This window comes from Kitasatospora sp. GAS1066B (genome assembly GCF_041262605.1).
Lineage (GTDB): Bacteria > Actinomycetota > Actinomycetes > Streptomycetales > Streptomycetaceae > Kitasatospora.
Map to the genome: position 1 here is coordinate 37,687 of NZ_JBGCCO010000021.1, position 14,748 is coordinate 52,434.

The following is a 14,748-nucleotide window of genomic DNA, read 5'->3' on the forward strand; positions in this document are numbered from 1 at the left end:
GAGGAGTAACTGCCCCATGTACGCGAAATTCCCCGACGGGGCGGCGAAGCGCACCGACCCCGCGGCGGCGGCCGAGGTTCTCTACGACGCCGTCATCGTCGGTGGCGGGATCGCCGGCGCCATCATCGCCTCGCGGCTGAGCGAAGCCGGCAAGCGAGTACTGATACTCGAAGCGGGCCCGGCCGAGGACCTCACCATGCGGGGCTACGAGGCCTACCTCGACCGCTTCTACTCGGCGACCGGCAAGGACAACCAGGCCCCCTACCCGGTCGTCGCCAACGCCCCCATGCCCCGTGGCACCGACGCACGGCGCATCCTCCCGGGTGCGCCCGACGCCTCGGCCTACCTCGTCCAGAGCGGGCCCTTCGCCACCGACACCACCTACACGAGGGTCCTCGGCGGCACCACCATGCACTGGGAGGCCAAGACGCTGCGGATGCTGCCCGAGGACTTCCGGATGCGCACGCTCTACGGCGAAGGGGTGGACTGGCCGCTCGGTTACGAGGACCTCTCCCCGTACTACAACGAGGCCGAACGCGAGATCGGCGTCTCCGCCGACGTGGCGGACCAGGCCTACCTCGGGATCACCTTCGACGAGGGCTACGTGTTCCCCATGAAGGGGCTGCCGCTGTCCTACCTGGACCAGGTGGTGGCCGCGGACCTCGACGGGATGCCCGTCGAACTCGACGGGGAGAAACGAGAGTTGCGGGTCCGGCCGTTCCCCCAGGGGCGCAACGGGGTGCCGAACCCGGCCTACGACGGCGGGAAGGGCTACCTGCCGCGAGGGGCGGTGAGCACCTACCAGGTCGAGGTCGGCGGGCGGTGCCAGGGCAACAACAACTGCGTGCCCATCTGCCCGGTGCAGGCCAAGTACAACGCGGGCAAGACCCTCGCCGCGGCCCTGCGGAGCGGCCGGGTCGACCTGGTGGCCCAGGCGGTGGCCTACAAGGTGCACGTCGACGAGCGGACCCGCCGAGTGACCGAGATCGAGTACCGCCGCTACGACCGGCCCGACAGCCCCGGCTTCACCACCGTGAGGGCCCGTGGCCGGCTGTTCATCCTGGCGGCCAACGCGGTGGAGAACCCCCGGCTGATGCTGGCCTCCGGCCTGCGCGGCTCCAGCGGCCTGATGGGGCGCAACTTCATGGACCACGCCTACCTGCTGGCGTGGGCCCTGCTACCGGAGGTGGCCGGCACGTTCCGGGGCACGAACTGCACCGGCGGCATCACCGACCTGCGCGGGGGCCGCTTCCGCCGCCGCCAGGCGGCATTCAGCGTCGACATCCACAACGACGGCTGGGGCTGGGCCCGCGGGGCGCCGATGACCGACCTGATCGACCTGGTGGACGCCGGCGGCCGCTACGGCGAGTCGCTCCGCCAAGGCCTGGTGGACCGGGTGTCCCGCCAGCTGCAGTTGGCGTTCATGGTCGAGGTCCCCGCCAACCCGAGCAACCGGATCACGGTGGACCCGGCCGTCACCGACAGCCTGGGGAACATGCGGCCCATCCTCAGCTACGACATCCCCGACTACACGATGCGGGGGGTGGCGTACGCCCGGCAGCTGTCGAAGCGGATCTTCGCCCGCCTCGGGGCCGAGGACCACACCGAGTACGACCCGAACTTCTGGGGCTACGCCGTCCACGCCGGCGAGGGGTACGAGATCCGCGGGGGCAACCATCTCGCCGGCACCCACGTGATGGGCAGCGACCCGTCGACCTCGGTGGTCGACGCGGATCAGCGCAGCTGGGACCACCAGAACCTCTACCTGGTCGGCGGGGGCAGCATGCCCACCGTGGGCACCTCGAACGTGACCCTCACCATCGCCGCCCTGTGCCTGCGCAGCACTCGGGCCATGCTGGCCCAGCTCGAGTCCGAGACCGCACCGATCCACGTCAGCTCGAACGGCGCCGCCCCGGGCCGAGCTCAGGAGGCGGCCCGGTGACCGCGTCGAGCATCGACAACCGTGACGACCTGATCAGCTACCTGCGCTCGGCGATGGCGCTCGAGCACGCGACCATCCCCACCTACCTGACCGCGTACTACTCCATCCACTCCTCCACCAACTCCGACGCCGCCCACATCATCCGGGTGGTCGCGGTGGAGGAGATGCTGCACCTGACCCTGGTCGCCAACGTCCTGAACGCCATCGGCGGGACGCCCGACCTGACGCTCCCCGGCTTCGTGCCGAGCTACCCGGCCTATCTGCCCGACGGGGAGGACGACTTCACCGTCGACCTGCGGCCCTTCTCCCCCGAGGCGGTGGAGACGTTCTGCAGGATCGAGCGGCCGGGCAAGGCCCCCAGCGCCGGCGCACGGCTGGTGCGCACTTCGGACCGCGGCAGGCCGCTCCTGGTCTCCAGCCCGACGGCCGAGGGGATGCGCTTCTACAGCATCGGCGAGTTCTACGAGGAGATCATCGAAGGGCTCGAGAAGGTGGCGGCCGGCGATCCCGGGCTCTTCTGCGGGGATCCGGCCCGGCAGGTGGGGCCCGAGTACTTCTACTCCGGCGGCGGGGAGGTGATCACCGTCTGCGACCTGGACTCGGCCCGGCGGGCGCTGCGCCTGATCGCCGCTCAGGGCGAGGGCCTCGATTCGGGCCTGTACGACGCGGACGGCGAGCTGGCCCACTACTACCGGTTCCGGCAGTTGCAGCTCGGCCGCTACTACCAGGTGGGCGACCATCCCGACGCGCCCTCGGGGCCGCCGCTCAGCGTCAGCTGGGACGACGTGTACCAGGTGAAGGTGAGCGCCCGGCTGGCCGACTACCCGGTGGGATCGGAACTCGCGGGTGCCGCGCGGAAGTTCAACGCCGAATACGGAGCCTTCCTCGCCCTGCTCACCAAGGCGTTCAACGGGAGGCCGACACTTCTGCTGGACGCCGTCTGGTACATGTTCCGCCTGCGCGACGGGTTCAACCGGTTGGTCCGCAACCCCCTGCCGGGCAGCGGCGGCCTGCACGCCGCTCCCACCTTCGAGATCCCGACCCCGGTCGGGTCCGATCCGGCCGCAGCCCGGACCGCCGGCGGGACGACCCGGGCGGTGACCCGGTGACCGTCCAGTCGTTCGATGAGTTCCTCCTCCTGTCGGTCGACCTCACCGCCTTCGAGCAGACCGACCTGCTCGGCACGGGTCTGGCCCACCACTACCTGGCCAAGGCGCGGGCCGCCTGCGGCGACGAGGTCGTCACCGCCCTGCTGGACGCCCACCGGGCGGCCCGGGCCGATGCGGCCGACGGCGTCGGCGGCCATGACCGGGCCCTGCTCGACCGGGCCCTGCGCCACCGGATCTTCAGCGACGACCGCCTCGGCCCGGTGGCCCGCAATGTGATCAAGCTCTGGTACTCCGGGACGTGGTACGGCCTGCCGGCCGAGTGGACCGACTGCTACGGCGCCCAGCCGGCGGCCGAGACGTCCACGGTCACCGCCGCCTCCTACCAGGAGGGACTGCTGTGGCCGGCCATCGGGGCCAATCCTCCCGGTGCCAAGGCGCCCGGCTACGGCTCCTGGGCTCAGCCGCCCCGGATCGAGGACCGCTACCTGAAGGGGACAGCCAAATGACCGAACTGGGTGACCGCCTCAGCCCGGACAAGGTGAAGCTCGGCGTCTGCTGCACCCTGTGGTGGAACGACGACTTCCCCACCATGGACGCCGGCATCTCCTTCGGACAGGCCGTCAGCGAGATGGCGCTCGCCGGCTTCCAGGGCTGCAGCATCGGGCACAAGTACCCCTCGGACGCCGCCGTGCTCAGAGCCGCGCTCGATCTCCGCGGCCTGCAGGTGTCCGAGCCCTGGACGAGCACGTACTTCACGATCGGCAAGATGCGGCAGAAGACGATCACCGCCTTCGAGAAGACGCTGCTCCAGGTCAAGGCGCTGGGTGGGACCGAGTTGGTCGTGGCCGAGTTCGGAGCTTCGTCGCACCTGCTCCCCGTCGACGTGTTCGCCAACCGCCCGGTCTTCACCGACGCCCAGTGGGACGATCTGACGTCGGGCCTGGAGGAGCTCGGCAAGATCGCCAACTCGGCTGGGATGAAGCTCAGTTACCACCACCACATGGGCACAGGTGTGATGACCCGGGCCGACGTCGACCGGCTGATGGCTTCGACCGATCCGGCCCTGGTCCACCTGCTGCTCGACACCGGCCACATCGCCTTCGCCGGCGACGATCCGCTGGATCTGGCCCGGGCTCACGCCGACCGCATCGGCCACGTCCATATGAAGAGCATTCGGCCCGAGGTCGTGCGGCGGGTGCGAGGCGAAGGCCTGTCGTTCCAGGAGGGCGTCGAACTCGGCGTCTTCACCGTGCCCGGAGACGGCGCGATCGACTTCCGGCCCATCCTCGGGGTGCTGGCCGACGCCGACTACCAGGGATGGCTCGTCGTGGAAGCCGAGCAGGACCCGAAGAAGGCCGTCCCGCTCGAGTACGCCAAGAAGGCCCGCGCCTACCTCGCCGACCTCCTGGGCTGGTAGCGAACTCAGAACAGCGAGGACACCAGGAATGAACGCGGCATCCAGCCGGGACGTCTACTTCAGCTTCTTCATGTTCACGGCCGATCTGCGGCCGCATGACTCGGACTACACCCAGGTTCTGATCAGTCATCTGCAGGCCCTGACCGACATCGGCTACGACGGCTTCGACCTGCACATCGCCTCCCAACCCGCGACCGTCGACCATCGGATCGAGGTCGAGAGCTACGTCGGTCTCAAAAAGGCGTTCGACGAGGCGGGGCTGAGGGAGGTCAAGTTCACCACCAACGTCGGGACCACCCGGACCTTCGACCCGACGTCGCCCTACGAGGAGCAGCGCAGGCAGGCGCTGTCCTACCTGAAGTCGCGGGTCGACATCACCCGGGTCCTGGGCGGCGACTCGATCATGTCGGGGCCGTTCCTCTACCCCTACGGGGTCTTCCCGGTCACGGACGCCGGTGCGCCGATCTGGAGCGACGCCCTCCAGGACTGGATGAAGTCGCGCTACCACGCGGCGCGTTCCGTCTTCGAGGAGCTCGCGGAGTACGCCTCGGCGCAGCAGGTGAAGCTCGCCATCGAGCCCGTCAAGAGCTGGGAGACACCCCCGCCCAACACGGTCTCGGAGGTGCTGGACTTCCTCGACGACCTCGGGCCCTCGTGCGGTGGCGTGACGGTCGACACCGCTCAGGTGGTGATGGAGAGCCGGGGGCCGTCGGTCTTCAAGGCCAACGTCGCCCGAGCCGCGCGGCAGGACCGGCTCTGCTACGTCCACATCTCCGCACCCGACCGAGGTGCGGTGCGGGACAGCTGGATCCCGTGGGACATCGTCCGGAAGGAGATCGAGCCGGTCTACCACGGGCCGTACCTGGTCGAGGTGTTCAACGCGATTCCGCCGTTCGACAGCTCGATGCGCATGGCGCGCCGGCGCTTCTGGCGGCCCGGTGAGGACGACCCGGTGCGCGGCGTCGACAGCGCCTACGACGTCGCCTCGGCCGCGCTGGAGGAAGTGCGGGCACAGCTCCCGTCCGCCTGACGTCGATCCATCACAGCAGAGAGGTCCCCGAATGCTGGCTCAGGTGTCGGATCCCATCATCATGGTCGTGAAGCGGGCGGGTAACGTCCGCATTCATACCTTCGTCGCGTCCTTCGCGTACAACAACATCGCGAACGCCACGCACATCATCGAAACCGAGAACCAGCTGGTGCTCGTCGACGGGCAGTTCCTGGTGCCTTATGCGAAGGCGTTCAGACAGTACGCGGACAGCCTTGGCAAGCCGATCGAGAGACTGTACCTTTCCCACCGGCACCCCGACCACTGGTTCGGCACGGGGACCGCGTTCGCCGACGTCACGATCTACGCGCTGCCCGAGACCATGAGCTTCATCGAGGAGCACGGCGAGGACTCGAGGAGCGACCACTGGAAACTCGGCGACCTCGTGCCGGACCGGATAGTCGTCCCCCAGAAACTCGCCGGCCCGGGTGAGGAGATGATCGACGGGGTCAGGTACGTCTTCGACCGGGTGACGGACACCGAGATCGACTACCACCTCACCATCAGGCTTCCCGAGCTGAGCGTGTATTTCGCCCAGGACCTGCTCTACAGCGGAACCCATCTGTATCTGACGAAGCACCTGGACCACTGGATCCGGGTTCTGCGGGACATGCTGCTGGAGGACTACGAGCTTTTCCTGCCGGGCCACGGCCTGCCGGCCGACAAGAACGAAGTCGCTCGCAACATCGAGTACCTCTCGACCGCTCGGCAGGCCATCGGCAACGGCCTGGCGGACGACGCCTTCAAGGAGTTCATGCTCCAGCGGTACCCCGAACGCAAGTGTCCGGGCATCTTCGACATCTACCTGCCCCGACTCTTCGGCGGCGCGAGCGACTACTGATGACGGGGGTCACCATGAACGAGCGCTACTCGGTGGGACAGTACCTGGTGGACCGGCTCCGCCAGCTGGGCCTGGAGCACCTGTTCTCCATCGCGGGTGACTATTCGATCGAGTGGTTGAACCGGTACGTCACACCGAGCACCATCGAGATCGTCGAAGAAGTCAACGAGGTGAACGCCGGCTACGCGGCGGACGGATACGCGAGACTGAAGGGCATCGGGGCCCTCTGCGTCACCTACTCCGCAGGGGCGCTGTGTGCGGTGAACGCCGTCGCCGGCGCTTACGTCGAGAAGGTGCCGATCGTGCTGATCAACGGCACACCGAGCATCAAGAAGACCCTGACCTTCGAGCAGACCGGGTTCAGCGCGCACCACTTCATCAGCGGACGCGAAACGGACCTCCAGTCGTTCGAGCACATCACGGTCGCCGCCGTCCGGATCGACAGTCCCGACCTCGCACCGATGCTGATAGATTCCGCACTGACCCGGTGCATCAGTGAACGGCGCCCGGTATACCTCGAACTCCTCCAGGACATGGTCGACTTGGAGTGCGACCCGCCTCGGGGCGTGCTGAAGCCGGCCAGGATCCTGTCGGACCCGACCAGCCTGGAAGAGTCGGTAGAAAAGATCTGCGCCAAGCTCGAAAGCGCGGAGAACCCGCTGATCTGGATCGGTGTGGAGATCGACCGGCTCGGCCTCCAGGAGAAGGCCCTGCGGCTGATCCGGCAGCTGGACGTCCCCTTCGTCACGGAACTCCTCAGCAAGGCCGTCCTCTCCGAGGACGATGTGCTGTTCGCCGGAGTGCTCGACGGCCAGGCCTCCTCGGAGGCCGTCACCGAGCTGGTCGCGTCGGCCGATTTCGTCCTGGCCCTCGGCGTATGGCTGACGGACATCAACTGCCTGGGCTGGGACCCGGACTACGACAAGACCGCGTTCGCCTCGCTGGACGCGGTCAAGTTCGGCACCTACTTCGGCGGACAGGTCGCGCTGGAGCACCTGATCGACGGGATCCTCGCGGCGAAGCAGGTCGCGCCCAACGGGCGGCAACTGCCGACGAGGCAGACCCGGAGCACGCCGGCTGTCGCGGGGACCGAGGTGATCACGTACCAGGGGTTCTACAACTACGTGCAGCGGTACATCGACCGGAACACCATCGTCGGCAGCGACGCGAGCATGAACTACTTCGGCAGCCTGCTCCTCGATGTGCCCGCCCCGAGCGGGTTCATCGTCCAGTCGTCCTACTCGGCGATCGGTTACAGCGCGGCGGCCGCGACAGGTGTCTGCCTGGCGAAGAGACCCGACCAGCGGGTCATGGTCTTCTCGGGCGACGGCGGCTTCCAGATGACCGCCCAGTGCCTGTCGACGCAGACCCGCTTCGGACTCAATCCGATCATCTTCGTCATCGACAACGGCGTCTACGGCGTTGAGCAGTGGCTCGCCGACGCATCGGTCTTCCACACCGACAAGCCGTTCTACCGGCCCTGCGTCCTGCACCGGTGGAACTACAGCAGGCTGTCGGAGGTGTTCGGTTGCCAGGGATGGGAGGTCAGCACGTACGGGGAGCTGGGCGAGGCCGTGGCGGGTGCGCTGGAGAACTCCAGCAGCCCGTCCATCATCCAGGTCCGGGTGCCCGACAAGTCGATTCCTGACAATGCGAATTGGAAGACCCAGTAATAGGACGAACATCGACCGCAACACCGGAGAGAGGAAAAGAACAATGCCCACGAAAATCACCGCAATCTTCGAGAACCCGCAGAACGCCGACGCCTTCGAGGCCGGTCACGACGACCAGATCGCGCTGGCGAAGAAGATTCCCGGAGTCCAGCGGGTCGAGAGCGCGAAGGTCTGGCCGAAGGAGGACGGCAGCGCGACCCCGGCCTATCGCGTGCTCGACCTGTACTTCGCCGACTACGACGCGGCCAGCCGGGCGGTGACGACCGAGGAGGCATCGGCGTTCGTCTCCAAGGTCTTCGAGCTGGCGACCGGCGGTGTGCGGCTCCTCTTCACAGACGTCGAGGAGGTCTGAGCGCAGACGCTGTCGTCGCCTCGCGTCGTCGCCTCGCGAGGCTGAGCGCTGCCCATGAGTTTCCGGCAGCGTGGTTCGGCGCCCGTACCAGGCCTTCGGCCAGGTACGGGCGTTCGGTCTTCAACCCTGAAGACGGGGCGAGCACGTCGAGGTCGGTGCCATCGAGGTTTGAGCGGTGCCGTCACCCCAAAGGGTTCTCCATCAGGATTCGCCGGACCCCATCCGGTCGCCGGTCTACTCTACGAACAGGCCGCCCGCTGCCCACTGCGGGCGTTTGAGGAGGAGACCCGTGTCATCGCCCTGTGACCCCGAATACGCTTCCGTCGGCGATGTGAGCGGAGCGCTCATGGTGATCGACTCCCGACTCAAATCCATCTACGACGGCACGGGTGAGACGGACCCCGAACGGCAGCAGCTGCTGGACCAGTTCACCGCGTCCTTGGGCCCCACGGAGGCCAATGCGCTGCTGGACGGCGCGTGCACGCTCATCTACATGTTCATGACCTGGCTCCGGAAGGCCTGCGAGGAGCACGAAAAGGACGTCATCGAGTACGTGGTGCCCACCGTCGTGGCCACGATGCGGATGATGCCCAAGACCTTCCGCCCCGAGGTCATCCCCACCATGGCCGGCCTGCTCATCGCCGCCGGCACCGACCTGAGCCCCAACCTGTGGCGCGCGCAGTACGGTTACTGGACCGAGGCCGAGATGAATCCGCTGGAGGCCACGGCCGTCCTGCTCGCGGATCAGATCAACCGGATGTCCGGCGACGACCACGACTTCGCCACCCGCCTGATCACCGGGGCCCTGTCCATGTCCGACCAGGACTGAGGTGCGGCGGCTCGCCTGGCTCCCCATGAGCCGGCGATCCGTCAGTCGGCGATCCATCAGCCGGCGACCCGTCAGTCGCGCGAACCCAGCGTGTCCTGCGACACCCGCCAGAGCAGCGCGGCCGCCTCAGGGTCGAGAGCGTACTCCGCGACGCCGTTGCGAGCGCCGAGCTGGCCGCGGACGGCCTCGTTGCAGTCCTCGAAGTAGCGTCCGGTGACGCCCTCCACGAGGGGCGAGGCGGCGAGCAGCACGGAGGTCGCGGCGCCCTGCTCGGTCGTCTTCCACTTCAGCTCCGCGCCGCCCGCGGCCTGGCTGCGCAGCCGGGCGAGTTCTTCCTCGGAGACGTAGCGCTGGAGGTTGGTGCGGATCCCGCCGGGCATCAGGGCGTTGACGGTGATGTGGTCCGCGGCCCAGCGCTTGGCGGCCTCGACCGCGAACAGCACGTTGGCGGTCTTGGACTGGCCGTAGGCGGACCAGGGCTCGTAGGGGCGCTCACGGAAGTGGATGTCCTCGAAGACGACCGGCGAGCGGTGGTGGGCGCTGGAGCTCACGGCCACGACGCGGGCGCCATCGGCCTGCGCGAGCGCTCCGTGCAGTCCGGTGGCCAGCGCGAAGTGCCCCAAGTGGTTGGTGGCGAACTGGAGTTCCCAACCCTCTGGCGTGCGGAGTTCCGGGGAGGCCATCACCCCGGCGTTGTTGACCAGGATGTCCAGCGGTCCGCCCCAGGCGGCGACGAACGCCGCGACGGAGGACTGGTCGGCCAGGTCCAGGGGCGCGATGTGGACGTCCCGGTTGTCGGTCGTCGCGCTGATGTCCGCGGCGGCACGGGCTCCCGCGGTCAGGTCCCGGACCGCGAGGGTGACCTGCGCGCCGGCCGAGGCGAGGGCACGCGCGGTTTCGACGCCGATCCCGGAGGCCCCGCCGGTGACGACGGCGCGACGGCCGGTCAGGTCGACGCCCGAGATGACCTCGGCAGCCGTGGACTCGGCGCCGAAGGGAGTGGTGATGCGTGGGGTGGGGGTGCTGGCGGTCATGGTCGCTTCCCGTCTGGCTGAGGGCCTGGAGCTGGGGTGCGGGGGGCCTGTAGAGTGGAAACCGGAGGCCCCTCCGTATATCTCGAGACTAAGCGGAGGATGCTCCGTTTGCAAGCAGGGCTCCGACCGTGAAACCGAGCCACCATCTCCGGCCGTACGCCGGACCAGAAGGAGGAACCCCCGTGGCCGCCGCCGAACCCAGGCCGCTGCGCGCCGACGCGCGGCGCAACCGCGACCGACTGCTCGAAGTGGCCGTCCAGGCCTTCTCCCAGGACGGGCCCGAGGTGACGCTCGACGCGATCGCCAAGCAGGCCGGCGTCGGGATCGGCACCCTCTACCGCCACTTCGCCACCCGCGAGGAGCTGGTCGAAGCGGCCTACCGCAGCGAACTCGTGCACCTCTGCGACGCCGCCGGAGAGCTCCTGGCGACCCGGGCACCAGACGAGGCGCTGCGCGCCTGGATGGACGGCTTCATCCAGTACATGACGGCCAAGCGCGGCATGGCCGACGCCCTGCGCGCCCTGATCGCCTCCGGCGGCGACCCCTTCTCCCACAGCCGGACGATGCTGACTGCCGCGATAACCGAACTGCTGCAGGCCGGCGCGGCCGCGGGCGTGGTGCGCTCCGACGCGGAGCCGGACGACGTGCTGTTCAGCCTGAGCGGCCTGTCACTCGCCGCCGCAACACCGGAGCACCAGGCCCGGATGGGGCGCCTCCTCGACCTCCTCATGGACGGCCTCCGCCACCGCGCCACAGCCGCCGAGCCCGGGAGCGGAGCACCGAGCCGCTGAACCGCTGAACCGCGGACCCGTTGGAACACGGAGCGCTGCGCTCCCGGCTGCCGTGCGGTCACTGCAAGCCGTTCCGGAACACCCCAACTTCCCGCGCCAGAAAGCCCTGCGGTACGCCGACGACCCCAACCCCGACATGCGCGCACTCGCCCTCGAAGACCCCGCAGCCACCGCCGAACTCGTCGAGAAGTTCAGCCGCGACCCCGATCGCGGCGTGCGCTCGCGGGCCCTGCGCGACCCACGGCTGTCACCGGCATCCGTCATCCGCCTGCTGGACGACCCCGACCGGGTCATCAGAGAAGCAGCGGCCCGCAACCCACGCCTGACCACACGCGCGCTGACCACGCTGCTCCACGACGCCACCGCCGCAGCCTCGGCTGCCGCGAACCCGGCCATCCCGGAGCACGTGATGCACCACCTCCTGCACCGGCAGCCACTGCGCACGAGCTGACCGGACGGGACCGGACGGCGGCAGCGATGCATGCCTGTGGCGAGTTACGACTTGGTCCGCGATTGAGGTCTGGGTGTGCTGGCCACTCGGGTCGACTGGTGGGTGATCAGTAGGCCGCCTGTCGGGCGAGCACGAGTTCGGTGCTTGGCTTGCTGCGGGTCGGCCGGCGGGCTGCGCGGTCGGAGACCAGCGAGGCGATCGCGAGGTGGGTCTCGGCGTAGTCCTCGCGTCGGCCGGTGTAGCGCTGGAGCGGGCGCCACTGCCGCAGCTCGGCGTTGGCGTGCTCGACGCAGATCCGCTCCGAGGACTGTCGCCGTCGCATCTCCCGCCACGCATACTGCTCGCCGAGCGGCGCCTCGTCCTTCGGCATCTTCGGTGGGGCGCTGACCTGGTCGGGGAACTCGTTGGCCAGGCCCCGGTAGCCCTCGTCGACCTCGGCTGTCACCTTCGGACGGGACCGGAGCTGCTCGGCGATGCCCTCGGTACGCATCGCGGTCTGGTCGTGCATGCGGCCGGGCCGGTCGGCGCCCGACCACAGCAGGCGGCCCTGGCCGTCGCTGATGGTGGTGGTCTTGATGGTGTTCTGCTTCTTCTTGCCGGAGACGAAGGCCCGTCGTCCAGGTCGGTTCGCCTTGGGGCGGCGGACCTGGGTCTCGGCGCCGTCGATCCGCAGCCGGATCCCTTCGGCCTCCGCATAGGCGAACACGTCCGCCAGGGTCCGCAGCCGGACGCCGGGGCGGTCGGGGACGGCGAAGCCGCGTGCTGCCAGCAGCGGCCGGATCTCGCCGATGGCCCGGGAGACCGTGGAGCGGGCCGTGCCGTACAGCTCGGCCAGCGCGGCGTGCGGGAGCCCGGTGCGCAGGTGGACCAGGGTGACCAGCAGCCGGTCGGTGAAGACCAGGTCGTGCTTGGGCCCGGCACCGGCCTCTCGCTGCCGCTCGGCACCACGCCGCTCGTACAGCGCCGACTCGCACCGGGCGAGCCACGGGTCGGCCAACTCTTCGATCAAATCGCCGAGATGTGTACGGGAGACGCCGCAGAAGGCAGGATGGGTCAAGGCCGCACGGGCCCACTTCTTGGTCACACTCGAAGAACCCGTGCGGCCACCGTCACGTCACGGCTGCCCCGCCGATCACCAATGGGTGTCGTTCTTCTGCAGAGCTGTCTGAGCTGGGAACGTCGCTGCTGAAGAGCTAACGCAGCCAGCGCAGCACCGGCCCGAGCATCAGGGCCTCAGCAGTCTGCCCACCCACCAGTCGTGCGGCTTGCCGTCGTTGGCAATGCCGCGATTGCGCAGTGTCCCTTCGACCGTGAAGCCGAGTCTCTCGGCGACGGCACGCGAGCCGGTGTTCCCGGCCATGGCCCACCACTCGATGCGGTGCACGTCGAGCGTGGCCCAGCCCCAGTCGCACAGGGCTCGAGCGGCCTCCACCGAAAAGCCCTGGCCGCGCTGCTCCTTGACCGCCCAGTAACCGAGCTCCCAGACGCCGCGGCTGAGGAGGGTCAGGCAGTACGAGCCGACCAGGGCGCCGCTGTCCTTGCGGAACGCGCCGAGGGTGTAGTCCCTGTCCTCGGCCCACTGAGCGGGCAGCTTCTCGCCGACGAGCTTCTCCGCGTCCGCACGCCGGTACGGCACCGGTACCGGGGTGTAGAACTGGATGTCCTCGTCCTGGCAGGCTTCGTACACCGCATCCACGTCGGCGGATGTGAAGGCCCGCAGCACCAAACGGTCGGTCTCAAGAGTCACCGGATCCATTGCGGCAGTATGAACACCACCGACAACTGGCGACCAGCGAATTTCCGCGTACCGCCGACACCATCGGGCCCTCGGCTAACCCAGTGGTCGTCGCAACACCCTGTCCCCGAGAAGGAGCTACGCCTGCACCCATCACCAATCGTGGACCGAGCCGTTAGTCCGAATCGGGCTCAGCTGCCACGCTGTTAGGGGGCGAGGCCTTCCACCGAAATCTTCCGGCTCCTCACCGAGCGGGGGTACCAACTGCCCAGGAGCTGCGAAAACCCGTCGCCGGCCAGGAACCGGGATCCATAAGGTGGCACGGATAACCGAGTTCCCCAGGGCACCGCTGGAGAAGGGCCACAGTAAATGGAGACCAGGCACGCGGACGCGTCCGTCGTGACGTTGTGGCGTCCGACAGGGCCAGAGGAGTTGGCGCTGGTGCAGGCGTCCGGGTGGCGTGCGTGGCCGCCCAGGCTGCCCGAGCAGCCGATCTTCTATCCCGTACTCAACGAGGATTACGCGATCCGCATCGCGCACGGCTGGAACGTACCCGCCCACGGCGTCGGCTACGTGACACGCTTCCAGGTGGACGCGAACTTCGTCGCGCGCTACCCCGTCCAGCAGGCGGGCGGCGAGACGATCCTCGAACTGTGGATACCAGCCGAGGAACTGGAGGAGTTCAACCGGCACATCATCGGCAAGATCGAGGTCGTCCACGAGTTCCGGGCCACGAGCGTGTCCGGGGAGGCGGCTAGGTGACCGTCTTCGTCTGCCGCGCATGCGGACTGCCTGGTGTCACCATGCCCCGCGGCACCTACGCCGCCGAGCCCGACGCCCCGGCGAACGTCTACGTCCCCGGCGGGCCCCACCACACGTTCGTGCTCCACCCCGAGGACGACCGCCACGACGGGAGGACAGCCGTGAGTCGCCGGAGCCGGGAGATCGGAGGCCGACTGTCGGTGCGGGTGCTTGTCGGGCTGGGCCTGGTGGCTGCGTTGAGCGGCTGTGGTCAGGGCGGAACGGCCAAACCGAAGCTGACGGCGGCTCAGGCACGGGCACGCAGTGCCGCCGTGGCCCAGGAGGTGATCGCCTCGCTGCCGGTGAAGCCGCAGACGGTGCAGACTCTCGCGACTTCGTCGTCGCCGTGCCTCGTCGACCCGAACGCCCAGCCGGACGGCACCGTGCAGTACGGGACCGGCTACAACCTGGTCGGGCTCACGGTCGACGCGCAGACCCTTGCGGCTGTCCGGAAGGAACTGGACGCGAAGCACTACCGGTTCGTCTACGCATCGGCGAGCACGCTCCAGACGCACTCCCCCGACGACTCCACCAACGTGACGATGGACCGGGCAGCCGACAGCACCGCGCCGCTCAACTTCACCGTCACCTCCTCCTGCGTGTGGCCGGACGAGTCGCCCACCCCGTCCGCGAGCCCGACCCGGGCCGAGATTCCCTGACCGAGATTCCCTGACCGGGCCTCGGTGCGGCCGGCCGTCCCGGAGTACTGGCTCTTCGCAGGTGAG

At 68.7% G+C, this 14,748-nt stretch carries 16 protein-coding genes; 13 read left to right on the top strand and 3 right to left on the bottom strand.

The window, feature by feature from the left end:
• Positions 1 to 16 precede the first annotated feature (16 nt).
• The 9 genes from ABH937_RS23265 (at position 17) to ABH937_RS23305 (ending at position 9,211) form a co-directional block, all read left to right on the top strand.
• The gene (locus tag ABH937_RS23265; RefSeq protein WP_370219315.1) at positions 17 to 1,942 is read left to right on the top strand and encodes a GMC family oxidoreductase; all 1,926 of its coding nucleotides are present in this window, start codon (positions 17 to 19) and stop codon (positions 1,940 to 1,942) included.
• Positions 1,939 to 3,051, top strand: a complete 1,113-nt coding sequence (locus ABH937_RS23270) for a ferritin-like protein (RefSeq protein WP_370219316.1) — start codon at positions 1,939 to 1,941, stop codon at positions 3,049 to 3,051. The genes ABH937_RS23265 and ABH937_RS23270 overlap by 4 nt, the downstream gene beginning before the upstream one ends.
• Positions 3,048 to 3,557: a hypothetical protein gene (locus ABH937_RS23275; RefSeq protein WP_280692891.1), complete on the top strand. Its 510-nt coding sequence runs from the start codon at positions 3,048 to 3,050 to the stop codon at positions 3,555 to 3,557. Before ABH937_RS23270 ends, ABH937_RS23275 begins: the two co-directional genes overlap by 4 nt.
• Positions 3,554 to 4,468 (top strand): myo-inosose-2 dehydratase, encoded by a 915-nt coding sequence (gene iolE, locus ABH937_RS23280; protein ID WP_370219317.1) that lies wholly within the window; start codon positions 3,554 to 3,556, stop codon positions 4,466 to 4,468. The genes ABH937_RS23275 and iolE overlap by 4 nt, the downstream gene beginning before the upstream one ends.
• 28 nt (positions 4,469 to 4,496) lie before the next feature.
• Positions 4,497 to 5,498 carry a sugar phosphate isomerase/epimerase family protein gene (locus tag ABH937_RS23285; RefSeq protein WP_370219318.1) on the top strand — a complete coding sequence of 334 codons (1,002 nt, stop codon included), beginning with the start codon at positions 4,497 to 4,499 and terminating at the stop codon, positions 5,496 to 5,498.
• A gap of 43 nt (positions 5,499 to 5,541) precedes the next feature.
• Positions 5,542 to 6,357, top strand: coding sequence for an MBL fold metallo-hydrolase (locus ABH937_RS23290; RefSeq protein ID WP_370219319.1), 816 nt, complete (start codon positions 5,542 to 5,544; stop codon positions 6,355 to 6,357).
• Positions 6,357 to 8,030, top strand: coding sequence for an alpha-keto acid decarboxylase family protein (locus ABH937_RS23295; RefSeq protein ID WP_370219320.1), 1,674 nt, complete (start codon positions 6,357 to 6,359; stop codon positions 8,028 to 8,030). Before ABH937_RS23290 ends, ABH937_RS23295 begins: the two co-directional genes overlap by 1 nt.
• Before the next feature lie 43 nt (positions 8,031 to 8,073).
• Positions 8,074 to 8,382, top strand: a complete 309-nt coding sequence (locus ABH937_RS23300) for an EthD family reductase (protein ID WP_280692881.1) — start codon at positions 8,074 to 8,076, stop codon at positions 8,380 to 8,382.
• A 289-nt stretch (positions 8,383 to 8,671) separates the two neighbouring features.
• Complete coding sequence (locus ABH937_RS23305; RefSeq protein WP_280692880.1) at positions 8,672 to 9,211, top strand: hypothetical protein; 540 nt, start codon at positions 8,672 to 8,674, stop codon at positions 9,209 to 9,211.
• 71 nt (positions 9,212 to 9,282) lie between these two features.
• On the opposite strand, the gene ABH937_RS23310 is transcribed toward ABH937_RS23305, so the two are convergent.
• Positions 9,283 to 10,245 carry an SDR family NAD(P)-dependent oxidoreductase gene (locus ABH937_RS23310; protein ID WP_280692878.1) on the bottom strand — a complete coding sequence of 321 codons (963 nt, stop codon included), beginning with the start codon at positions 10,243 to 10,245 and terminating at the stop codon, positions 9,283 to 9,285.
• Positions 10,246 to 10,427: 182 nt separating this feature from the next.
• Here ABH937_RS23310 and ABH937_RS23315 point away from each other — a divergent pair, with 182 nt between their 5' ends.
• Complete coding sequence (locus ABH937_RS23315) at positions 10,428 to 11,036, top strand: TetR/AcrR family transcriptional regulator (RefSeq protein ID WP_370219321.1); 609 nt, start codon at positions 10,428 to 10,430, stop codon at positions 11,034 to 11,036.
• Positions 11,037 to 11,088: 52 nt separating this feature from the next.
• Positions 11,089 to 11,487 carry a hypothetical protein gene (locus ABH937_RS23320; RefSeq protein ID WP_370219322.1) on the top strand — a complete coding sequence of 133 codons (399 nt, stop codon included), beginning with the start codon at positions 11,089 to 11,091 and terminating at the stop codon, positions 11,485 to 11,487.
• A gap of 106 nt (positions 11,488 to 11,593) precedes the next feature.
• On the opposite strand, the gene ABH937_RS23325 is transcribed toward ABH937_RS23320, so the two are convergent.
• Positions 11,594 to 12,571 (bottom strand): transposase family protein, encoded by a 978-nt coding sequence (locus ABH937_RS23325; protein WP_370219323.1) that lies wholly within the window; start codon positions 12,569 to 12,571, stop codon positions 11,594 to 11,596.
• A gap of 141 nt (positions 12,572 to 12,712) precedes the next feature.
• Positions 12,713 to 13,243, bottom strand: coding sequence for a GNAT family N-acetyltransferase (locus ABH937_RS23330; protein WP_370219324.1), 531 nt, complete (start codon positions 13,241 to 13,243; stop codon positions 12,713 to 12,715).
• Positions 13,244 to 13,591: 348 nt separating this feature from the next.
• Here ABH937_RS23330 and ABH937_RS23335 point away from each other — a divergent pair, with 348 nt between their 5' ends.
• Both ABH937_RS23335 and ABH937_RS23340 read left to right on the top strand, forming a co-directional pair.
• The gene (locus tag ABH937_RS23335; protein ID WP_280692873.1) at positions 13,592 to 13,984 is read left to right on the top strand and encodes an ADP-ribosylation/crystallin J1; all 393 of its coding nucleotides are present in this window, start codon (positions 13,592 to 13,594) and stop codon (positions 13,982 to 13,984) included.
• On the top strand, positions 13,981 to 14,682 hold the full coding sequence (locus ABH937_RS23340) for a hypothetical protein (protein WP_370219325.1): 702 nt from the start codon (positions 13,981 to 13,983) through the stop codon (positions 14,680 to 14,682). The genes ABH937_RS23335 and ABH937_RS23340 overlap by 4 nt, the downstream gene beginning before the upstream one ends.
• Positions 14,683 to 14,748: the final 66 nt, after the last annotated feature.